The sequence below is a fragment of the Promicromonospora noduliphila genome (assembly GCF_056951025.1).
On sequence record NZ_CM167806.1, the window covers coordinates 2247106 to 2268681 of the forward strand.

At 73.3% G+C, this 21576-nt stretch carries 17 protein-coding genes; 6 read left to right on the forward strand and 11 right to left on the reverse strand.

Annotated features, from left to right (window positions below; translation table 11 throughout):
• Window positions 1-68 precede the first annotated feature (68 nt).
• The 3 genes from AC0QU1_RS09820 to AC0QU1_RS09830 all read left to right on the forward strand — a co-directional run bounded on the left by AC0QU1_RS09820 (window position 69) and on the right by AC0QU1_RS09830 (window position 4498).
• A complete protein-coding gene (locus AC0QU1_RS09820) occupies window positions 69-2591 on the forward strand; it encodes a tetratricopeptide repeat protein (protein ID WP_483576206.1) in 2523 nt (840 codons plus the stop codon).
• A gap of 192 nt (window positions 2592-2783) precedes the next feature.
• Window positions 2784-3617 carry a hypothetical protein gene (locus AC0QU1_RS09825; protein WP_483576207.1) on the forward strand — a complete coding sequence of 278 codons (834 nt, stop codon included), beginning with the start codon at window positions 2784-2786 and terminating at the stop codon, window positions 3615-3617.
• A gap of 98 nt (window positions 3618-3715) precedes the next feature.
• The gene (locus tag AC0QU1_RS09830; RefSeq protein ID WP_483576208.1) at window positions 3716-4498 is read left to right on the forward strand and encodes a hypothetical protein; all 783 of its coding nucleotides are present in this window, start codon (window positions 3716-3718) and stop codon (window positions 4496-4498) included.
• Here the strand turns inward: AC0QU1_RS09830 and AC0QU1_RS09835 are convergent.
• Window positions 4458-5219, reverse strand: coding sequence for a class I SAM-dependent methyltransferase (locus AC0QU1_RS09835; RefSeq protein ID WP_483576209.1), 762 nt, complete (start codon window positions 5217-5219; stop codon window positions 4458-4460). The two genes, AC0QU1_RS09830 and AC0QU1_RS09835, sit on opposite strands and share 41 nt — an antisense overlap.
• A 198-nt stretch (window positions 5220-5417) precedes the next feature.
• Here AC0QU1_RS09835 and AC0QU1_RS09840 point away from each other — a divergent pair, with 198 nt between their 5' ends.
• Complete coding sequence (locus AC0QU1_RS09840) at window positions 5418-6164, forward strand: metallophosphoesterase family protein (RefSeq protein ID WP_483576210.1); 747 nt, start codon at window positions 5418-5420, stop codon at window positions 6162-6164.
• On the opposite strand, the gene AC0QU1_RS09845 is transcribed toward AC0QU1_RS09840, so the two are convergent.
• Window positions 6165-6935, reverse strand: a complete 771-nt coding sequence (locus AC0QU1_RS09845) for a class I SAM-dependent methyltransferase (protein ID WP_483576211.1) — start codon at window positions 6933-6935, stop codon at window positions 6165-6167. It lies immediately after the preceding gene.
• A 252-nt stretch (window positions 6936-7187) separates the two neighbouring features.
• Between AC0QU1_RS09845 and AC0QU1_RS09850 the strand changes: the two genes are divergently transcribed.
• A complete protein-coding gene (locus AC0QU1_RS09850) occupies window positions 7188-7418 on the forward strand; it encodes an excisionase family DNA-binding protein (RefSeq protein WP_483616490.1) in 231 nt (76 codons plus the stop codon).
• A 128-nt stretch (window positions 7419-7546) separates the two neighbouring features.
• Here the strand turns inward: AC0QU1_RS09850 and AC0QU1_RS09855 are convergent, their stop codons facing one another.
• Together AC0QU1_RS09855 and AC0QU1_RS09860 are read right to left on the reverse strand one after the other, a co-directional pair.
• Window positions 7547-8179 (reverse strand): metallophosphoesterase, encoded by a 633-nt coding sequence (locus tag AC0QU1_RS09855; RefSeq protein WP_483576213.1) that lies wholly within the window; start codon window positions 8177-8179, stop codon window positions 7547-7549.
• Between the two features lie 77 nt (window positions 8180-8256).
• A complete protein-coding gene (locus tag AC0QU1_RS09860) occupies window positions 8257-9861 on the reverse strand; it encodes a hypothetical protein (protein ID WP_483576214.1) in 1605 nt (534 codons plus the stop codon).
• Window positions 9862-9962: 101 nt separating this feature from the next.
• Between AC0QU1_RS09860 and pdxR the strand changes: the two genes are divergently transcribed.
• The gene (gene pdxR / locus AC0QU1_RS09865; protein WP_483576215.1) at window positions 9963-11393 is read left to right on the forward strand and encodes a MocR-like pyridoxine biosynthesis transcription factor PdxR; all 1431 of its coding nucleotides are present in this window, start codon (window positions 9963-9965) and stop codon (window positions 11391-11393) included.
• Here the strand turns inward: pdxR and AC0QU1_RS09870 are convergent.
• The 7 genes from AC0QU1_RS09870 to AC0QU1_RS09900 all read right to left on the reverse strand — a co-directional run bounded on the left by AC0QU1_RS09870 (window position 11338) and on the right by AC0QU1_RS09900 (window position 21485).
• Window positions 11338-12690 (reverse strand): APC family permease, encoded by a 1353-nt coding sequence (locus AC0QU1_RS09870; protein ID WP_483616492.1) that lies wholly within the window; start codon window positions 12688-12690, stop codon window positions 11338-11340. The genes pdxR and AC0QU1_RS09870 overlap by 56 nt on opposite strands.
• A 51-nt stretch (window positions 12691-12741) precedes the next feature.
• Window positions 12742-14520, reverse strand: coding sequence for a potassium channel family protein (locus tag AC0QU1_RS09875; protein ID WP_483576217.1), 1779 nt, complete (start codon window positions 14518-14520; stop codon window positions 12742-12744).
• 81 nt (window positions 14521-14601) lie between these two features.
• Window positions 14602-16749: a 3-hydroxyacyl-CoA dehydrogenase NAD-binding domain-containing protein gene (locus AC0QU1_RS09880; protein ID WP_483576218.1), complete on the reverse strand. Its 2148-nt coding sequence runs from the start codon at window positions 16747-16749 to the stop codon at window positions 14602-14604.
• Window positions 16750-16751: 2 nt separating this feature from the next.
• Window positions 16752-18002, reverse strand: a complete 1251-nt coding sequence (locus AC0QU1_RS09885) for a thiolase family protein (RefSeq protein ID WP_483616494.1) — start codon at window positions 18000-18002, stop codon at window positions 16752-16754.
• Between the two features lie 345 nt (window positions 18003-18347).
• Window positions 18348-19400 carry a lipid II:glycine glycyltransferase FemX gene (locus AC0QU1_RS09890; protein WP_483576219.1) on the reverse strand — a complete coding sequence of 351 codons (1053 nt, stop codon included), beginning with the start codon at window positions 19398-19400 and terminating at the stop codon, window positions 18348-18350.
• Window positions 19401-19476: 76 nt separating this feature from the next.
• The gene (locus AC0QU1_RS09895) at window positions 19477-20796 is read right to left on the reverse strand and encodes an HRDC domain-containing protein (RefSeq protein ID WP_483576220.1); all 1320 of its coding nucleotides are present in this window, start codon (window positions 20794-20796) and stop codon (window positions 19477-19479) included.
• Window positions 20793-21485: a DUF3000 domain-containing protein gene (locus tag AC0QU1_RS09900; RefSeq protein ID WP_483576221.1), complete on the reverse strand. Its 693-nt coding sequence runs from the start codon at window positions 21483-21485 to the stop codon at window positions 20793-20795. Before AC0QU1_RS09900 ends, AC0QU1_RS09895 begins: the two co-directional genes overlap by 4 nt.
• Window positions 21486-21576 lie beyond the last annotated feature (91 nt).

Genomic DNA, 21576 nt, shown 5'->3' on the forward strand with positions numbered 1-21576 from the left:
CCCACGTCCGCACCGCACGGGTGTGATGTTCGCCCCGAGCACGATTGCGGTTCACTGACGTGGTGTCCATGCTGTCGTCACGCCCCCGCGCGGCACGTGCGCACACCATGTCCCCCGGGCGGCTGCTCGCCCCGGTACGGCGCATCGTGCCCTTCGTCGGGCGGACCGCCGAGCGCGCCGCGCTCGCCGAGTGGTGCACCGGCCCGGAGCCCGTCGCCGTCCGGCTCGTGAGCGGCCCGCGCGGCGTCGGCAAGACCCGGCTCGCCCGCGAGGCCGCCCAGCACATGGCCCACGCCGGCTGGACCTGCCTCAACGTGCCGGACGGCGCGGAGCGCGCGGCTCTCGCCGCCATCCCCGACGGCGCCCCAGGGCTCCTGGTCGTCGACGACGCCGACACGCGCGGCCCGGCCCTCGCGGAGCTCCTGCGCGCCGCCGCGCGCGGCCGCAACGGCACGCTGCGCATCCTGCTGGTCGCCCGCGGCGTGGGCCAGTGGTTCGACCGGCTCGCGGCGGCGGACCTGGCGGTCCGGGCGCTGCTCGAACCGGCCCGCGCGGAGCGGGACCTCCCGGCGGCGGTGCTCCCGGGGCAGGTGGACGCGCGGCTCGTGGCGGCGTTCGTGGAGCCGTACGCCGTGGCGCTCGGCGTGGCCGTGCCGCACGTCGCCGTGGGGTCGGTCCAGGGCGGCGGGGCCCGGATGCTCGACCTGCAGGCGGCAGCGCTCTGCGCCGTCATGCGCACCCAGGCGCGCCCGCCGCAGGGCCCGCTGCCCGTCGACGTGTCCGACGCCCTCGACGAGCTGCTCGAGCACGAGCGCTGGACGTGGTTCCGCTCCGCCGAGGAGGCCGGCGTGCTCGGCGAGGCGGGCTTCCGGCCCGAGGCCATGGACGGGCTGGTCGCGGCGGCGACGCTCACGGGCGTGCGGACGGCGGACGCGGCGGAACGTCTCGTGCGCCGCGTCGCCGTCGTCGTGCCGGGCGTGCGGCCGGGTGCCGAGGCCGACGTCGGGCGGTGGCTGCTCGACCTGGACCCGCACCGGGCGCTGCCGGCGCGGCTGGTGGATCCGCACCTGCTTGCGGAGCTCACGGACACGCCGCGGCTGCTCAGGGCGTGCCTGACCGGGGCGGGCGCGCCGTCGGTCCGGCGGGCCGCCCTGCGTGCGGCCGGGATCGTGGTGGACCGGCTCGACGGCCGGTCCGCGGACCTCGGCCCGGCGGTCGACCAGCTCGGCGCGGCGGTCGCCGCGCTGCCCGAGGACCACGACGTGCTGCGTTCCGTCTCCGGCGTGCTCCCGCACCCGTCGCTCGCGCTCGGCGAGCTGCGCGCCGAGATCGCGCTGCGCACGCTCACCACCGCGCCGCACGACGACGCGGCGCGCCGCGCCGAGAGCCTGCACGACGTCGGGGTAGCGCTCGGCGAGGTGGGCCGCGCCGCCGATGCCGAGCCCTTCGAACGGGAGGCCGCGGCCCTGCTGCGCGAGCTGGCCGGGTCGGACCCGGACCGGTTCCGGCCGCGGCTGGCGGCCGTGCTCGCGCACCTCGGCGCGCTCTGCTCGGACCGGGGGCGGCCGCAGGAGGCGCTGCGCTGCGCCGAGGAGGCGGTGGGCCTGCTGCGGCTCGTCGCCGCCGACCACCCGGGTGTCGTCACGCTCGACCTGACCACGGCGGTGGCGAACCTCGCGGTCGCGTTCGCCGAGCTGGGGCAGCCGCTCGCCGCGCTCGGGCCGAGCCGCGAGGCGGTCGGGCTGTCCCGGGAGCTCGCCGGCGCGCATCCCGAGCGGTTCACCGCGCTGCTCGGCCGGTCGCTGACCAACGTGGCGCGGCGCCTGCTGGAGCTCGACCGGGGTGCCGAGGCGCTGGAGCCCGCCGAGGAGTCGCTGGAGATCCGGCGGCGCCTGGCGGCGGCAGACCCGGACGAGCACCTGTCCGACCTCGGCGAGTCGCTCCAGGTCGTCGGCAGTGTGCTGATCGACCAGGGGCGGGGCGAGGACGCGCTGGGGCACCTCGAGGAGGCCGTCCGGATCCGGCGGCGGACCGCCCAGGAGAACCCCGGCCGGTACCTGGCGGGCCTCGCGGCGTCGCTCCAGGTGCTCGGCACCCGGCTCGCCGGCCTCGGTCGGTGGGACGAGGGCCTCGAGCTGCAGCAGGAGGCCGTCGAGGTGCTGCGGCGGCTCGCGGCGGACAACCCGGGGCGGTTCGTGCCGGAGCTCGCCGAGGCGCTGTCGGGCCTCGGCGTCACCCTCGCCCGGCTGGACCGCTCGCAGGACGCGCTGAACGTGGAGCGCGAGGCGACCCGGACCTGGCGCGAGCTGGTCGGGTCCGACCCGGACCGCTACCGTCCCCGCCTCGCGCGGTCGCTGACGAACCTGAGCTCCATCTTCGCGGTGCTCAAGCTCGGCGCTGAGGCGATGGAGCCCGCGAGCGAGGCCGTCGCCCTCCTGCGCGGGCTCGTCGCCGAGAACGGGCCGAAGTACCGGGCACGGCTCGCGGAGGCGCTGCGGACGGTGGCGCTCGCGCTGCACGACCAGGAGCGGTTCGACGAGGCCGGACGGGCGCGGGCGGAGGCGGAGGAGCTCGCCGGGGTGCTGGTGTAGGCCAAGTGGTGTGGCACCGCCGTGCCCGATCGGCGCACCCAGCGAAACTGATGTTTCGTAAATGTCTAGACTTGACCTATCTGTTGCCTTAGCATCGAATTACTGTAACCAGGTCGTTGTGCGCGAGCCCTGGGGGTGGTCCACGTGCAGAACTGGACTCGGGGAAGTCTCCTGGTCGTCGCACTCGGTGCGATGTCGAACCTCGCTCTCACCTTCATCCCCGACGTGATGCCGCACCGGGTGACGATCCTGATCGTCTGGTGCACGGCCGTCGCGACGGCGGTGATCGCCGTCGTGTACCTCTTCGAGCAGACCGTCGCCGTCCGGCAGCGCGTGGAGCGCGCGGCCGAGCTGGAGCGGGCGCGCCTGGTCAACGAGCTGCGCCGGTACCGGGGGATCGAGTGGGTGAGCGCGGACCGCGAGCACCGGAACGCATCGCTGGACATCTGGAAGGCGGCCCGCCGCCAGGTGGTCGTGTTCGGATTCGGCATGACGAGCGTGGCCCGCGACCCCAACCTGATCTGGGCGATGGTCAACCGCGGGGTCGACGTCGACGTGATCAAGATCGACCCCGACTGGCTCGTGGAGCACCCGGCGATCGCCGGGACCATCGACGGGTACTACGACCGGGACGAGGCGTTCATCGGGCAGGTGCTCCAGGCGCACGCCCGGCTCGAAGGGCTGGCTCGCGAGATCAACGCGGCGGGCCGGGGGCAGCTCACCATCCACACCTACCGGACCACGGTCCAGTACAGCGGGTCGATCCGGGACCCGGGGACGCCCGAGGCCTCGGGGTACGTGGAGTTCCATCTCTACCGCAAGTCGATCGAACGCCTCGGCATCGGCCTCAAGCAGTACGACGGCGGGGACGAGCTGAACCCGCCGATCCTGCACCACGTGCTGCACTCGCTCTCGCTGGCGGTCGGGCATCCGGTGCCGGCCGAGCGGAGACCGCCGGCCCTGGGGCGGGGCGACGAGGGCCTGGCGCTAGGCGAGGAGAGCGAGCGCCCCGGGGCCGTGACGTGACCAAGGGCTACCGGTGGTTGCGGACCGGAGAGGGCGGGAGAGAAGCGAGGCGAGCGTGGGGAAGCGGGAGCCTGCTCCTGGTCATCCTCGGCGTCTGCGTGAACCTGCTGTTGACGTTCGCACCGGACGTGGTTCCGGCGTGGGTGGCGAGCGCCGTGGTGGTGTGCACCTCGGCGACGCTCGTGCTCGTCGCGGGTGCGGTGCTGACGCAGCGGTTTCGGCAGGCCCTCGACGCCGAGGCGGTAGCTGCCCGGGTGGAGAGTGAGGCGGAAGCCAAGCGCCGGGAGCTGCGCGGAGTGGTGTCGGCGGGTCGCGAGCGGGTCCGGGGTGCTGAGTTCTCCGAGGTGCTGCTCGGCGCCCGCCGGCGCCTGATCATCCACGGTGTGGGTATGACGCAGGTCTCGCGCGAGGTCGACCTGATCAGGACGGCGGCGCTCGGTGGGGTGGAGATCCACTTCGTGATGGTCGATCCTCGATGGCTGCGGTGGCGGTGGGCGATCGCGGGTGTGCTCGGGCGCTACTACGACGACCCGCAGATGCTCGGGCGTGTCGAGAAGGCGCACCGGGACCTCGCCGTGATGGCCCGGGGGGTCAACGCCGAGTGCGGCGAGGAACGCGTCCGCGTGCACACTTATCGCGCCGTGTCTGCGTTCGGTGCCACGATCGCCGAGCCGGGTACATCCGAGGCGAACGGATTCGTCGAGTTCCATGTACCGGGGCGGCCGCCCCGGCGGATCCGGTTCGGCGTCCGGCACTACCACGACGGTCCGAGAGACCGTTCTGTCGTGTCGCAGATGGTCGACGCGATCTCTGACCTGTCCGGGTTCGACTTCTCGGCGCCTATGCCCGACCATCCGCCTGACGCCGCGCGACCACGGTGAGCCATTCCTTGTCACGCATGTCTCTCGTGGACAGACTCGTGGACAGATCCGTAACCAGGAACTGATCTCCGGCGGCATCGCGCACGAGGCTGAGGAAGTCCTCCTTGGGGTACCAGCCGCGCCATCGCTCGACGTATGTGCCGTCGGCGCCGGTCTTGCCCAAGTAGTCCTCCTGCCGACTCTCCTCGACAGTGGTCGAGAACAGGGCGGTGCCCCCGAGGGCGACGAGGTCGAGGGCCTTCCGCACCACCTCCTCGTCGACCGGCGTCGGGAAGAGGTGCACGAAGGCGTTCGCGACGACCAGCTCGAACCGCCCCTGGAGCGTCACCGTCTCACCCATGGCATCGAGGAACTTCCCGGTGAGGAACTCGCCTTCGAGGAACGTGGGCTGACCGCGTCTCGAGCGCCTGGCGCGTGCGAACTCGATCATGCGGGGCGCGAAGTCGATTCCCGTCACCTCGTAGCCACGCTCCGCCAGCAGGATTGCATGGGCGCCGTCAGCGCAACCGATGTCGAGGGCGCGACGGGCCGTGTGTGCTTCGGACCTTCGTCGACCACCCCAGAACGGCTCCCGTAGCCATCTGGCCGCATGCCTCAAGCGCAACGGCGCCGTCGCGTGATAGTCGTCGGCAAGGGCTTGGTACGCCGCGAGGTTCGCCTCCAGTACAGAGGCGAGGTTTGGCCTGAGCGCGGTGGCTGCGCTCGATGGTGCGGCCGACATGGGCTCCTCGGTCGGGCATAGGTCTCAGATGGCTGCTCAGGCGTCCGCTGGGGTGGTGCGGTACGGGGATCCTGGCAGATTTCAGGGGATCACGCACCTCCCGAAGAGCCTTCCGGACTCGTCTCTAGGGCCTGCCAGGATGGGTCTGCTGGCGGTGGTTCGGGTGACACCGAGCGTGAATGTGGGACGATCCAGAGCGTGTCTTTAGAGCGAATTGCCCTGATCAGCGACGTGCACGGCAACCTGACCGCGCTCGACGCGGTGCTCGACGACATCGAGTCACGGGAGATCGACCGGATCATCAACCTGGGTGATCTCGTCGGAAAGGGGCCGCGGGGGAGCGAGGTCGTCGACCGGTGCGACAAGGCGTGCGACGTAAACATCCGGGGCAACTGGGACGACCACCTGCCGGTGTGGGGCGACGAGTCGGCTCCCGGGATGATCTGGTGGCGCAACGAGCTGCGGCAGGACCAGCGCGACTGGTTGCGGGCACTGCCGCTGAGCCATGACCTGCTGATGAGCGGGCGGCACATCCGGCTGTTCCACGCGTCGGCGACGAGCCCGCACGTGCGGGTGCACGCCCAGCACACGGCGGAGCAGTTCGAGGGCATGTTCGTGAACACGGCGATGACGGGGAACGGCCCGCCGCCGACGGTGGTGGGCTACGGCGACCTCCACGACGCCTTCGTCGAGGTCGCGCGCGGGCGGACCCTGTTCAACGTCGGGAGCGTCGGCAACCCCCTGGACGAACCGGTGCCGAGCTACGCGATCCTGGAGGGCGTCGTCGACGAGCCAGGGCCCGCGCCGTTCGGGCTGCACTTCATCCGGGTGCCGTACGACATCGAGGCGGAGATCGACGCGGCGGCGCGGCTGGGCATGCCGGAGCTTGAGCCCTACGCGATCGAGCTGCGGACGGCCGTGTACCGCGGGTTCCAGGACCTCTGATCAGGCCGGACGGGTGACGACGACGTCGACCCAGAGCTTGCCCTCGGAGTCGGGGTCCACGACGACCCAGGGCCGGACGGGGACCTTGGCGCCGTACACGTCGCGCGCGGCCTCGCGGACGAGCCAGACGAAGTGCTCGAGGGTGTAGTGGTTCCGCCAGCGGCGGGCGACCTGCCCGCCCGCACCTTCCTTGACCTCGAGGCCGTGCCGGCTCGACATCGCGGCGGTGGTCGAGATGAGGGCGGTGCCACCGGGGGCGACGTGGCCGAGCACCTTGCGCACGGCGTCGTCGTCCGCCTCGGGTGGGAAGAGGTGGACGAAGGCCGTGGCGAGCACCAGGTCGAACCGCGTGTCGTCGAGCGGGGTGCGGGTCCCGTGCTCGTCGACGTACCGGCCGGCGAGGAACTCGCCGTGCAGCAGCGACGGCTTGTTCGGGAGGGTCGGGTCGTCCATGAGGTCGCGGGCCGCCGAGATCATCTGCGCCGAGAAGTCGACGCCGGTGACGGTGTAGCCCAGTGCGGACAGGACGCGGGAGTGGGTGCCGTCGGCGCATCCGACGTCCAGCGCGGTCGGACGCCGCGCGGCGGTGATCTCCGGGAGCCGCTGGGTGAGCCATTTCTTGGCGCTCTCTTGGCGAATCTCGGTCGTGCTCTTGTATGTCCCGGCGAGCAGGTCGTACGCGGTCCGGTTGATGTCGAGTACGGACTTCAGGTCGGGAGGGGTGCTGTAGGCGGGTGAGACCGGTACGGGCACTGCGGACGGCGCGGCCATCCATCCCCCTCGCGCGCGATGGATCGTTTCGATCCGCCAGTTGACTAGGAAACCGCCGAATCCCAATCAGGATCGGCGGAATGGCGCTTATCGTGTCACATCTTGCCGGGCGCCGCTTTCACGCGACGGATGGCCCATGCGTGAGCAATTATCGCGACGCCCGGTCGCGCGTAGAAAAGAATCCCGCCCGGATATCGAAACTCGCAGCGATTCGACTGGACTCCGGCCGTCCGGACGCGCAAGACTAACCGTGTGAACGAAATCACATTGGAAGCAGACGACACCAGACCGGACCAGGAACTCACCACGCTCGAAGCCGCTCGGCTGCTGGGAGTCTCGAAGCTGCACGTCATCGACCTGCTCGAGGCCGGTGAGATCGACTACCACATGGTCGGCACGGACCTCAGGTTCAGCGCCGCAGAGATCGAGTCCTACAAGTCCAACCGCGAGCACCGTGACGCGGAGGCGCTCGTATCCGCATGACCCCCGCGCGGCGGGAGGCACTCTGGCGCTTCCGCTGACGCAGTGCGTGCGCCTCGCGAACCTGCGATGCCACGCACCCTGACGCCTGAGCGCACGTTCATCACCTGCGAACGTGCGCTCTTGTCATGTCACGCCCAGGCCAGCGGCTCCAGCTCGCGCGGCCCGTCGGCGATCAGGCCGGCGACCGTCGCCGCCGGCACGGGCCGCCCGCCCCACGCGTCGACGCCGACGTTGATCTGCCGCCCCTGCTGTCGCCAGGTGTCGTGCACGTGGCCGTGCACCACCCAGCCGCCCCGGTCCACGGGCCGGTACTCGACGAACCGGTCCTCGCCGTGGGAGTCGCCCTCGTACGGGAAGTGGGACAGCGTGACGTTCTCGCCGTCGACGGCGACCGGCTCGGGCCGGTCGTGGATCTCGGCGAAGCCGGCGGCCAGGTAGCGCCGCCGCTCCGCCGTCCGACGCCGTTCGCGCGCCTCCGGATCCCCCTTGCGGAGGGCGCGGTCGCCCTCCCAGCAGCGGTCGTGGTTGCCCGGCACCAGGATCTTGCGGCCCGCGAGGCGCCCGATCCAGGAGAGGGACTCGTCGAGCGGGCCGAGGGCGACGTCGCCCAGCACCCACACGGTGTCGTTCTCGGTGACGGTCTCGTTCCAGAGCTCGGCGAGCCGGGCGTTCATCGCGGCGACGCCGGGGAACGGGCGGTCGCAGAACCGGATGATGTTCAGGTGTCCGAAGTGCAGGTCGGACGTGTAGTACGTAGTCATGTCGGTTGTATTCAACCGCTCCCGCACCGCCGAGGGGAATCGAACTCGGCGGCGCGGGAGCAGCAGGTCTCTCCGGCTCAGGACTTCCGGTTGTACGGGCAGGTCCAGCTGTCGGCCGTCAGGCTCACTTCGTCGACGCCCTCGTCGCGCCAGCCCACCACGACGCCGTCGCGCTGCAGGGCCGTGAGGTAGTCACCAGCGGGAAGTGTGACCGTCGTGCTCGGGATGGTCAGCGAGTAGCCGGTGCACTCCGGCGTGTCGCCGTCCGCGTAGTACGTGCAGTCCTCGCACGGGTCGACCGTGACGACGCCCGTCGCGGGTCCCGTGTAGACCATCTCGAACGGGTTCGGGCTGTAGTTGAAGACCGTCAGCCTGACCGTCCCCTCCTGCTCGGTGCGCGCCGGCAGCTCGACGCCCACCTTCGGTTCCACCGCCGCTATGCCTGCGGCGATCTTGAGCCGCTCGGCGTAGTCGGCCTCCTTGGCCCTCGGGTACTCGCCGAGAAGTCTGCCCAGGGTCCCGGTCGCCGCGGTGTACTGCTCGCCCTCGAACTGCCGCACACCGCACCTGAGCAGCCCGGCGGGGACCTGGGTGCGTGCCTTGTCCGCCAGGGCGCTGACCTTGCCGGAGTCGAATCCGGCGAGGAATCCGGTCGAGTCAGTGGCCTGCCTCGTGTCCGTGCAGCCGCCGCTCCGCGCCATGCCCTGGATCAGGTCGTCCCGCCACTGCGCCAGCTCCCCGGGCAGGCCTTGGGCGGCGTCGCTGGCCGCGTGGTCCGTCAGCAGGTCGGTGAGCAGGGGTTCCGCCCTGACGAGGTCGCCGCGCTCCACCGAGCGCAGGCCGCAGTCGTGCAGGGCGCCAGGCAGGTCCTCCTGGGCGCGGGTCCGCAACGGCTCCGCCGTCCAGGACGCCGCGAAGTGCCGCACGGCGTCGACCGCGTTGCAGACGTCGTCGCCCTTGGCCTGGGCGTACAGGCGGTCGACCAGACCGGGGACGCGGTCGGCGGCGCGGGTGTGCGGGTGCTCGGACACGGTTCGCACATAGGTCGCGTACGCGGCGTCGTACGCGCGCTCGTACGGGGCGAACACGGCGCCCGCCTCCCGGAGGTTCTCCTCCGCCTGGTCCAGGTCGTACGCGAGGTACTGCTCCAGCACCTCGTGCTGCGTCACCACGTACGCGGCGCCCAGCAGCGGCACGACGGCGAGCGTGGCCCAGGCGACCCGACGGGCGGCGCCGGGCGTCCAGACGGTACGGCGGGACCGGGCGGCGGGCTGCGGCACCGGGCGCCGTGCCCGGCGTCGGGCGAGGAGGGCGGCGTCCGCCGCGAACAGGCCGAGCGCGCCCAGGTAGCCCACGGCCCACCAGACGGAGATGGGCTCGGGGCCGATCGGCAGCGCGAGCCACGCGAGCCCGCCCGTCGCGGCCAGCGCGACGGCGAGGCGGACCCACGCCCGCAGGTGCAGGTAGCCCAGCCCGAAGCCGCTCAGGTTCAGCAGCGCGGCGGTCAGGGGGCGGGCGGACGACGCGTGGTTCCCGTGGGATTCCTCGGACTCACCGAGTTTCCCCAGCTCCCCGGATTCTCCGGCCTCCCCGGGTTCCCCGTTCTCCGGCTCGTGATGATCGCCGGGCGCGACCGTCGGCTCCTCGGGTGGGGTCGCCGCGGGCGCGGTATCAGTGCTCATGAGCCGCGATGCTAAGGCCGCCAATTGTCCGAAACTGGCGAATAAGGCCCGTCAAGCCGGGTGATTTGGCCCAACGAGTCCGAACTGTAATGAGCCCCGCGATGCGCCATGATCAGCGGGTGGACCTCGCCGTCGACCTCAGCACCCGCACCGGACGCACCGACGCGATCTACCGCGCCCTGCACACCGCGCTCACCACGGGCCGGATACCCGCGGGGGAGCGGCTGCCCTCGACGCGGGACCTCGCCGGAGACCTCGGCGTCTCAAGAGCGAGCGTCGCGACGGCGTACGAGCGGCTCGTCGCCGAGGGGTTCCTGGAGACGCGGACGGGCGCGGGCACCTTCGCCACCGCCGCGGCGAGCGATGCGCCACCCGCGCGGCGGCGGAGCCCCGGCGCCCTGCGCCCGCGGGCCGGCTGGCGCTGGACGGTGCACCCCACCAGCGGCGACACGTCCGCCCCCGCACACGACTTCCGCGTGGGCATTCCGGACGCGAGCCTGTTCCCCTTCGACACGTGGCGGCGGCTGCTGGCCGCCGAGTCGCGTGCGGGCGGCGCGGCGGCGGGCTCGTACGGCGGCCCGGCGGGCCTGCCCCGCTTCCGCGAGGCCGTGGCCCGGTACGTGTCCGGCTCCCGCGGGGTCCGCGCCGAGGCCGACGACGTCATCGCCACCACCGGGGCGCAGCAGGCCCTCGACCTGGTGGCCCGCGTCCTGCTGGAGCCCGGGGACGTCGTGGCGGTCGAGGACCCGGGGTATCCGGAGGCTCGCGAGCTCTTCGCGCTGCACGGGGCGCGCGTGGTCCCGGTGCCGGTCGACGCAGAGGGCCTGGTGGTGGACCAGCTCCCGGCCCGCGCCCGCCTGGTCTACACCACGCCGTCGCACCAGTTTCCGCTGGGGATGCCGCTGTCGCTCGCCCGGCGCCGGGCCCTCCTCGCGCACGCCGCGCGGCACGGCACCGCGGTGATCGAGGACGACTACGACAGCGAGTTCCGCCGGGCCCGCCGTCCGCTCGAGCCCCTGCAGGCGCTCGACCGGGACGGCCGGGTGGTCTACGTCGGCACCTTCTCGAAGTCGCTGCTGCCCGGGCTGCGCGTCGGCTACCTGGTGGCGCCGCCGTCGCTGCGCGACGCGCTGCTCGCCGCCCGCCAGCTCACCGACGGCCACGGCGCCGTCCACGTGCAGGCGGCGCTCGCGCGGTTCATCGACGACGGCCTGCTCGCCCGGCACGTCCGCAAGGCGTCGGCGCAGTACACGCTGCGGCACGAGATCCTGCTGGACGCCCTGGCGGACCTGCCGGTGGAGCCCGTCCCGTCGGCGGCCGGCCTGCACGTGGCGGCCTACCTGCCCGCGGACGCCCCCGTGGGCGCGCAGGCCCTCGTCGCCCGGGCCCGACGGCGGTCGGTCGCCCTGGACTCCCTCGCCGCCTTTGCCGTGGGTCCCCACCGGGACGGGGTGGTGCTCGGGATCGGCGGCGCGGTCACGAGCTCGATCCGGCCAGGCATTCAGACGCTGGGTCGTCTGCTGGCGCCGTGACGGCCGGCGCGTCCGCGCCCGCCATGGACGACGTGCCCGCGCCTGCCGGCGCCGTGACCCGCGCTCGTCGGCGCCGTCGCCAGGTCGCCCAGGCGAGCCCGCCCAGCGCGGCGACCACCGGGCCCGTCATGTGCGGCCCGGTCATCACGAGCAGGCCGAGCGCCGCCGCGAGCGACACGGCGGCGCACCACCAGGCGGCGCCCCAGCGGGGCAGCAGGCGCAGCGCCGCGGCCGCGCCCACCACGTAGAGCAGGGAGAACGTCGCGGTCGCCATGAGCACTATCGCGTCGGTGGACAGGTGCAGCACGGCGAGCGTCGCCGTCGTGCCGAGGGCGACGACCGTGATGAGGGCCAGCGAGCGGCGCGGGGTGCGGCCCGGCTCGGCCGCGAGCCACGCGGGGAGCGCGCCGTCGCGGGCCAGCGCGGCGCCCATGCGGCTGCCGCCCGCGAAGTAGACGTTGATGGCGCCGACGGTCAGCAGCACCGCCACCACCGTGGTGACCGGCCGGGCGTGCTCGCCGAACCCGAGCACCAGCAGGTCCGAGAGCGGCGCGGGCCCCGGCGTCGGGCCGAGCACCGCCACCGTGGCGAACGCGACGCCCAGGTACAGCATGCCGACGGCGGCCACGGCGATCGCCGTGGCGCGCGGGATGTCCCTGCTGGGGTGGCGGTACTCGGCCGACAGCGAGCCGAGGATCTCCCACCCGGCGAACGCCCACACGAGCAGCGCGGCGGCCGAGCCGACGGCGCCCCAGCCGTGCGGGGCGAACGGGGTGAGGTTGGCCGGCTGCGTGTGCGGCAGCGCCACCACCACGGCGACCGACAGCAGCAGCGCCACCGAGCCGGCGATGACGAGCTGCGCCGTGCCGGAGACCCGCAGGTCGAACCAGTTCATGACGGCGCACAGGACGATGATCGCGACGGTCGTGGCCAGGGCCGTGCCCGGTCCGCCGCCCGTCGCGTCGGCGACGTAGGCGCCCGCGAAGCCCGCCGCCGCGGGCGCGCCCACCGGGATCGTCGCGTAGAACGCCCAGCCCACCATGGTGGACGCCCGCTCGCCGAACGCGAGGCGCGCGTAGGTGGCCACGCCGCCGCCGTCGGGGTGCCGGGAGCCGAGGGCGGCGAACGTGGTGGCGAGGGGGACGGACAGGAGGACGAGGGCCGCCCACGCGACGAGCGAGGCGGGGCCGGCCGCGTCGGCGGCGAGGGCGGGGAGCGAGATGACGCCCGTGCCGAGCATGGCACCGAGAGTGAGCGCCGCGCCCTGGGGGACGCTGAGACCGTTCTGCATGGTCATGACACTAGGCAACCGGTGGACCGGCGAACGAGCCGATTTCGCCCCGGTCGTTCAGGCCGATCGCACCCGTAGCGGCGCGCTCGCCATCTCGCGTACCCGGCTCAGCCCCGCAGTGGTCGCGATGACGACCACCGTGTCGCCCGCGTTCAGGGGCCGGCCCTCGGACGGCTCGATGGTGACGCCGCCCCCGCCGCTGGGATGGGACCTGGTGCGGATGGCCAGGAGGCGGCTCTTGACGTCGTCCTTGCCCGGCGTCCCCGGCTCGTCGAGGTCGACGTCGTCGGGGAGCATGCGGGCCATGGGGCTGCCGTCCATGATCAGCACCTCGGCGAGCACGAGCACCCGGTCCAGGTATGGGATCGTGGCCTTGACATCCTGGCCGATCATCGCGGCGGCGAACGACGGCGCGGCGAGGAACGAGGAGCTGAGCCCCGCCGAGTCGGGGATCTCCCGGCGGATGCGCCGCGCGAGGTCCCGGTCGAACACCCGCAGCACGGTGCGCAGCTCGCGCGGCGCATCCTTGACCCGGGGGATCGAGCGCGCGGCGAAGCCGATGCCGATGGTCGTCGCCCCGCCGCTCGTGACGACGACTATCGCCTGGGCTGTGCCCACGTACGCGCTGCGCAGGGTGGTCGCCCGGCGGGCGTCGCCGATCACGACGGGCACGTCGCGGGCGCGCGCGACGGCGATACCGCGGGCCGTCTCGTCGATGTCGACGGCCAGCACCGGCACGCCGCGCCGGTCCAGGGAGCGCACGATGCGGGTGCCGAGGTCGCCCATCCCGACGACCACCACGTGGTTGGCCATGGGATGCAGCGGGGAGCCGGTGTCGAGCAGGCGCTGGGTGCGCACCACGCCGTCGACCACCACACCGGTGACCCAGGGGATCACGGCGACGCTCACGATGGTCAGGAGCACCTGGGTCACCTTGACCACGGGGTCCGCGTCGTGGTCGGGGTCGCTGCCCGCCAGGGAGGGCAGCACCGCCTCGTACAGCGCGCCGGCCCAGGAGGAGCCGGTGGCGAGCCGGATCGTGGTGGCCCCGAGCAGCACCACCACGAGCAGGACGCCGGCGGCGAGCAGCAGGTTCCACCCGGACGTGATCGCGAGCGTGCGCAGGTACTCGCCGAACCGGCGGTGGCGGTGCGGGTCCACCTCGTCCTCGTCGGGCTCCAGGTCCGCCTTGACCTCCGGCAGCACGTCGTCCGGGCCGGCCTCCGCCAGGAGCACCTTCGGGGTCAGGCCCGCGGCCTCGTCCTCGCCGGGGAGCGCGCTGACGGCGCCGTCCTGGTCGGTGGCGAACAGGACCATACGGGTGTCCAGGGAGGTGACCTCGTCCGACACGGCGACCAGCCGCCGCCCGCCGCGCACCGGCAGGCGGATCTGCCGGCGCAGCGCCGCCGCCACGATCTCGGGTGCAGCGAACGCCGACGACGAGAGCACCGTGCAGTGGTCGCGCTCCAGGTGGCGGCCCAGCGACTCGTCGAAGATCCGGACCACCACGTGCAGCCCGGGCCACTTCTCCCTCAGCTCGCGCAGCAGGAGCGCCAGGGCCACGTTGCCGCCGTCGTCCTGGTTCACCAGGGCGGCGGCCGCGGCACGGCCCGCGCCGGCGGCGGCAAGGGCCTCCTCGTCGACCCGCTCCGCCTCCAGGAGGTCCACGCCCGCGATGGCACCCATCTCCAGCGCGTACCGCGAGGTCCGGTCGGGCACGATCACCGTGACGGTGCCCCGGAAGCGCGTGCTGAGCGCCCGCGTGAGGCGGTAGGCGAGCGGATTGTCACCGACGACGACGTAGTGCGCTGGCGTGCCCGGTCCGGCGGGTGTCATGGTCGCAGAGCGTAGCGGGACCCTCCGACAACGAGCACGAAAACGGTGCGCGTCGTCGGAGGGCCCGGACCCGTTCCCCGCTCAGGCGGGCTGCGCGGGGACGTTCGCCACGCCGTCGGGCAGGAACCGCCTGCCCAGGACCTTCTCGCTGTAGCCGGTGCGGTCCAGGTACGGCGTGATGCCGCCCGTGTGGAAGCCCCAGCCGGCGCCGAGGATCATCGCGAGGTCGATCTGCTGCGGGCCGGGCACGACGCCCTCGTCCAGCATGAGGCCGATCTCCGTGGTCAGGGTGGTGAGTACGGCGTCGAGCACGCCGTCGGCGTCGAGCACGGGCTGCCCGTGCCTGCCGGCCTGGCCCGGGGCGAGCGGCTCGCCGAAGTACCGCTGGATGGCCGGGTCGACCGGCTTGGGCAGGCCCTTGGCCGGCGCGTCGAGCACCACGCGGGTGCCCTCCTCCACGATCTTGGCCAGGCCTGCCGATGCCGGGATCCGGTCGCCGAGGTTCTCGCGCAGCGAGGTGAGCACGTGCTGCGCGACGGCGGGCCCCACCAGGTCGGTCAGCTCGAACGTCGGCATGGGGAGCCCGAGCGGCGCGAGCGCGCGGTCCGCCACCTCGACCGGGGTGCCGTTCTCGATGGCGTCGACCACCTTGCCCATGACGAGCAGCAGCAGCCGGTTGACCACGAAGCCCGGACGGTCGCCCGCGAGCACCGCCGTCTTGCGGAGCTTCTTGGTCACGGCGAACGCCGTGGCGAGGGCCTCGGGGGAGGTGTGCTCGGCGTTGATCACCTCGACCAGCGGCATCTGGGCCACCGGGTTGAAGAAGTGGATGCCGACCACCCGCTCGGGGTGGGCCAGGTCCGCGGCCATCTCGGTGACGGACAGCGCCGAGGTGTTGGTGGCCAGGATCGCCTCGGAGGAGATGATGCCCTCCAGCTCGGCGAACACCTTCTTCTTGAGCCCCATCACCTCGGTGACGGCCTCGATCACGAAGTCGCACGCGGCGAACTCGCCGATGTCGGTGGTGCCGGACACCGAGGCCACGATGCGCGCGGCGGCGTCGGGCGTCAGCCGCCCGCGCACGGCCAGCTTCTCGGCCGTGTCGCGGACGAAGGCCAGGCCCTTGTCGACGCGCTCCTGGTCCAGGTCACGCATGACGACGGGCACGCCGAGCCGCTGCGCGAACAGGAACGCCATCTGGGCGGCCATCAGGCCGGCGCCCACGACGCCCACCCGGGTGATCGGCCGGGCGAGCTGCGGGTCCGGCGCGCCGACGGGCTTCTTGCCCGCGCCCACCAGGTTGAACGCGTAGATGCTCGCGCGCATCTCGTCGGTCATGACCAGGTCCGCCAGGGCCTGGTCCTCCGCGGCGAACGCCTCCTCCTTGGTGGCGTTGCGGGCGCCCGCGATGAGCTCCAGCGCGCGGTGCGGCGCGGGCCGCGAGGCGCCCACGACGGCGTCGAGCTGGGCCTTCGCCGCACCGACGACGGCGTCCCACACGGGCTGCGGGTCGAGCTCGCGGCGCGGCACCTCGATCTCGCCCGTGACCACCTTGGCGGCCCAGATGATGGACTGCTCCAGGAAGTCGGCGGCGTCGAACAGCGCGTCGACCAGGCCGATCCGTAGGGCCTCGGCCGGCTGGTACGGCTTGTTCGCCGCCGGGCGGGTGATGATGACCTCGACGGCCTTCTCGACGCCGACCAGGTGCGGTACCAGGTAGGCGCCGCCCCAGCCGGGGATCAGGCCGATGCCGGTCTCGGGCAGGCCGAGCCCCGCGGCGTCGGACGCCACGGTGCGGTAGTCGCAGTTCAGGGCGACCTCGAGGCCGCCGCCCAGGGCCAGGCCGTTGACGAACGCGAAGGTCGGCACGCCCGTGGCCGCGCGCAGGTCGCCGAGGATCGAGTACGCGGCGTGGCCCCGGCGGGCCAGCTCGACGGCCTCGGCGTGGCCGTGCACCGTCGTGATGCCCTTGAGGTCGGCGCCGGCGGCGACGAAGTACGGCTTGCCGGTCACGCCGACGGCGGCGATCTCGCCGGCCTCGGCGCGGGCGCGGACCGTCTCCAGGGTCGCCTTGAGCTCGGTCATGCCGGCCGGCCCGAGCGTGTTCGGCTTGGTGTGGTCCAGGCCGTTGTCGAGGGTGACCAGCGTCAGGACGCCGGCGCCGCCCGGGAGCTGGACGTCCCGGACCAGGGAGTGGGTGACGCGCTCGGTGAAGGTGGTCTCAGGCACGGTCAGTTCTCCTCGTCCGTGTGGCCGGAGTAGTCGGCGTGGTGCGGGTTCTCCCAGATGACGCTGCCGCCCTGGCCCAGGCCCACGCACATGGCGGTGAGCCCGTAGCGGACCTCCGGGTGCTGCTCGAACTGGCGCGCGAGCTGCGTCATCAGCCGCACGCCGGAGCTGGCCAGCGGGTGGCCCATGGCGATGGCGCCGCCGTACGGGTTGACGCGCGGGTCGTCGTCGGCGATGCCGTAGTGGTCCAGGAAGGACAGCACCTGCACCGCGAAGGCCTCGTTCAGCTCGAACAGGCCGATGTCGTCGATGGTCAGCCCGGCGTTCCGGAGCGCCTTCTCGGTCGAGGGGACGGGCCCGTAGCCCATGATCTCCGGCGGCACGCCGGCGAACCCGTAGGTCACCATGCGCATCCGCGCGGGCAGGCCGAGTTCCGCGGCGACGTCGCCCGAGGCGAGGATGGCGCCCGTCGCGCCGTCGGTCAGCGGGGACGACGTCGCGGGGGTGACCCGGCCGCCTGGGCGGAACGGCGTCCGCAGGCCCTGGATGGACTCGAAGGTGGTCTCGGGGCGGGGCAGCTCGTCGGCGGTGGCCAGGCCCCAGCCCAGCTCGGCGGAGCGGACGGCGACGGGCACCAGGTCCGGGTCGATGTCGCCGTTGGCAAGCGCCTTGGCGTACTTGGCCTGCGACTCGACGGCGTACCGGTCGGCGCGCTCCTTGGTGAGCTGCGGGAACTTGTCGTGCAGGTTCTCCGCGGTGACGCCCATGTTCAGCGCCTCGGGGTCCACGAGCTTCTCGGCCACGAACCGGGGGTTGACGTCGGCGGCGAAGCCCATGGGGTGGCGGCCCATGTGCTCGACGCCGCCGGCGATGGCGACGTCGAGGGCGCCCATGGCGATGCCCGCCGCCGTCGTCGTTGCGGCCGTCATGGCGCCGGCGCACATGCGGTCGATGGCGTAGCCGGGCACGGACTGGGGGAGGCCGGCGAGGATGCCGACGGTGCGGCCGAGCGTGAGCCCCTGGTCGCCCTGCTGCGTCGTGGCGGCGATGGCCACGTCGTCGATCCGCTCCGGGGGGAGCTCTGGGTGACGCCGCAGCAGCTCGCGCACCACCTTCACGATCAGGTCGTCGGCGCGGGTCTGCGCGTAGAGGCCGTCGGGCTTGGCCTTGCCGAAGGGGGTGCGTACGCCGTCGACGAAGACGACGTCCCGCACCGCGCGGCGGGCACGCGGGGTTTCCGGGGCTGCGGTCATCAGCAGAACTCCTGGGGTTTCGGGACGGCGGCGTCCGCGCGAGCGACGCCGCTGGATCGGGATACACGCTACCGCGAGTACCGGTAAAAAGCACGCACGATATGAGACCCAGTTCGTGGGGTACTGGCACGGAGTCTCGGGGGTCTGCTCGGGAATGCGCGTGACGACGGGCAGCGCTGCCCGTGAGTTCGGTCTGTTGCTACCGGGCGCTAACTGACTTCGGTCGCTTGCTGTGAGATCGGTCCATTAAATGACCGATCTCGAGGCAAGCGACCGAAGTCAGGGTGAGGGGTCGTGCAGCGGACCGAAGTCGGGGGCCGCGGGCGACGCACCGCGCGCAGGGGGTCAGCCGCGGCGGAGCTTGCGGACTACCCTCTTGGCCGTCGGCAGGGCCGTGTTCCAGGTGGTGTACCAGCGCGAGAACGCGACGTCGATCGAGCCGACGAGCTCGTCCGTGTGCTTGGCGAAGCTCTTCTTGAAGTCGCTGATGCCGTCGTTGAGCAGGCCGTTCATGTCGTACCGCACGAGGCCCTGCTCCTGGGCGATCTCGATGGTGCGCCAGTAGGTGGGCGCCGTCGCCGTCGCCTTGCGGCCGGCGTCGGTGCCGCCGCCGTACAGCAGGAACGAGGTGCTGGACGAGTTGACGCACCACGCGAAGCACACCGGCGCGTCGTCGAGGTATGTCGCCACCAGCACCGACCGGTCGCCCAGCTCGCGGTGGATGTCGAGGTAGTACTTGTCGTGGTGGATGGCGAACCCGGCGCGCTGGGCGGTCTCCTTGTAGACGTCGAGCACGCGCAGCACCTCCGCCTCCTCGGTGACCCGGCGGATGTCCAGCCCCGCGCGGCTGCCCTTGCGGATCTCGTACCGCGTGGACTTGCGCATGTCCGCGAGCAGCTCGTCCCCGGACCTGGTGAGGTCGAGTATCAGCGTGCTCGGGATCATGATCTGGTTCGGCGCGTACCGCCGTCCGGGCAGGTCGAGCTGGGTGCCGGCGGGCCAGTCCGGCTCGATGGTGATGCCGACGCCGCCCACGTTCTCGCGCGCCCACTCCACCACGGTGTTGGTCACGGCGTTGCGCGTCGCGGTGTCGCCGACGCCGAACACGGCCTGCGCCGTCTCCCCGTCGTGGTGCGCGACGACGGGGCCGCGCGGCACGTACGACAGCGCCTTGAACTGGGCGGGCAGCGGCCGCACGAGGAGCTGGGCCAGGCCGACGGTGGTGCCCTCCTCGGTCACGCGCAGGCGGTGCGCGCGCCAGTTGCCCGCCGCCTTGACCTCACCCCAGCCCCAGAGCTGGAGCGGGTGTCCGCCCAGCGCCAGCACCTCCCGGTCCCAGGTCGAAGGTTCGGTGACGAGGTCGACGGCGAGCGTGATGGGCTCCGACAGGGCTGGCATGGGGACGACTCTACTGGGGTACGGGGCGCGCTTTCACACCAGGTCAGCAGCCGAGCCACCGGGCGGCCCGGGCGGCTCAGCCCGGGACGGCGTCGTCGGCCGGCTCGGGCGCCGGGGCGGGTGCCACGTCCGGGACGCGCCCAGCCGCCGCGTCGGCGAACGCCCGCTCCAGGCCCTCGGCCAGCAGTCCGACCTGCCACTCCCGGGCCCCGCGGCCCCGCAGGAACTCGGCGATCCCGGCCGCGTCGGCCTCGGCCGGCGGTGTCCAGCACAGGCGGCGCAGCGCGTCGGGCTGCAGCAGGTTCTCCACGGGCACGCTGTGCTCGGCGGACAGCCCGGTGACCAGCGCGCGCGCGGCGGTCAGGCGCCGGGCGGCCGCCGGGTCGCGATCGCCCCAGGTGCGTGGCGGCGGCGGGCCGTCGGAGCGGGGGCCGCGCACCGTGGGCAGCTCGGCGTCGGGCAGGGCGCGGGCCTCGTCGATCGCCCGCTGCCAGTAGGCGGCCCGGCGCTTGGTGCCCTTGCCCCCGAACTCCTGGAGGGTCACGAGCTGGCCCGCCGTGCGCGGCATCGCCTTGGCGGCCGCGACGATCGCCCGGTCGGGCAGCACCCGGCCCGGCGAGACGTCGCGTGCCCGGGCGCTCGCGTCCCTGGCCAGCCACAGCGCCCGCACCGCGGCGACCTGGCGCGGGTTGCGCAGCACGTGCATGCCGGAGGTGCGCCGCCACGGGTCGACGCGCGGCGGCGGCGGGGGCGCGGTGCGCACCGCCTCGAACTCCTGCGCTGCCCACTCGGCCTTGCCGGCGGCCTCCAGCCGCTCGGCGAGCCGGTCGCGCAGCTCGACGAGCACCTCGACGTCGAGCGCCGCGTACCGCAGCCAGTCCTCCGGCAGCGGGCGGGTGGACCAGTCGACGGCGGAGTGCTCCTTGGCCAGCCCGAGCCCCAGCACCTCGGCCACGACGGCGGCGAGGCCCACGCGCTCCATGCCGAGCAGCCGCGCGGCGAGCTCCGTGTCGAAGATCCGGGCGGGGTACAGCCCGTGCTCGGCGAGTCCAGGCAGGTCCTGCGAGGCGGCGTGCAGCACGAACTCGGCGTCGCCGACGGCCTCGCCGAGCGCGGAGATGCTCGGGACGCCGACGGGGTCGATCAGCGCCGTCCCCGCGCCGGCGCGCCGCACCTGGACCAGGTAGGTCGCCTGGCCGTACCGGTAGCCGGAGGCGCGCTCGGCGTCGGCGGCGACGGGCCCGGAGCCGGCGGCGAACGCCTCGACGACGCGCGCGAACGCGTCGGCCGTCGCCACCACGTCGGGCAGCCCGTCGGCGGGCTCGGTGAGCGGGGTGACGGGTGCTGGCACGGGCGCCGATGTCTCCGCAGGGACTCCTCGCTCCGTGGTGGTCATGGGCCTACCGTATGGCGTTGCCTCGAACGGTCGGTAAATCGCCTGGTGAGCGCCGCGACGCCGTCGGGGAGCGGAGGCACCCCCGCCGCCATGACGAGCAGCGCGGCCCAGGCGCGCAGGTGCGTGCCGAGGTCCGTGCCGACCGGGGTCCACGACGAGCGGATCTCCAGGTCCACCGCGTCGGGCGTGCCCTCCAGCGCCCCGTAGCTCTGCGAGAGCACCCGCGTGACCGTGCCGCCGCTCGCCACCGTGTCCGTGCCGGGCACGAGGCCGGCGGACTCCAGGCACTCGCCCACCCAGGACCAGGCGACGTCGGCCAGCATCGGGTCGGCGGCCATCTCCGGCTCCAGGGTGGCCCGCACGAGCGTCACCACGCGGAAGGTGCCGTGCCAGGCCTCCTGCCCGGCCGGGTCGTGCAGGACGACGAAGCGGCCGGTGGCCAGCGGGTCTTCGTCGTGGTCGTGCTCCTGGCCCCAGTCCTGCCGGCCCTGTGCCTGCCGGCCCTGTGTCTGCCTGCCCTGCGGCGCGCCCGGCAGGACGTCGCCGGAGAGCGCCACGCTGAACGGTGCCACCCGGCGCGGCGCGGGGATCTCGGTGAGGCGCACCTCGGCGCGCAGGGCCTGGCGTCGCAGGTCGGCGAGGGCTGCTGCGAAGTCGACGGGTACGCCGGTGGGCGGGCCGCTGGTCACCACTTCACCGTACGTCCACGGCGTGTCGTGGGGACGGAGGCGCGCGGCCGTCGCCGGATCGTGACCTGCGTCGCCGCCCGGTACCACGCAC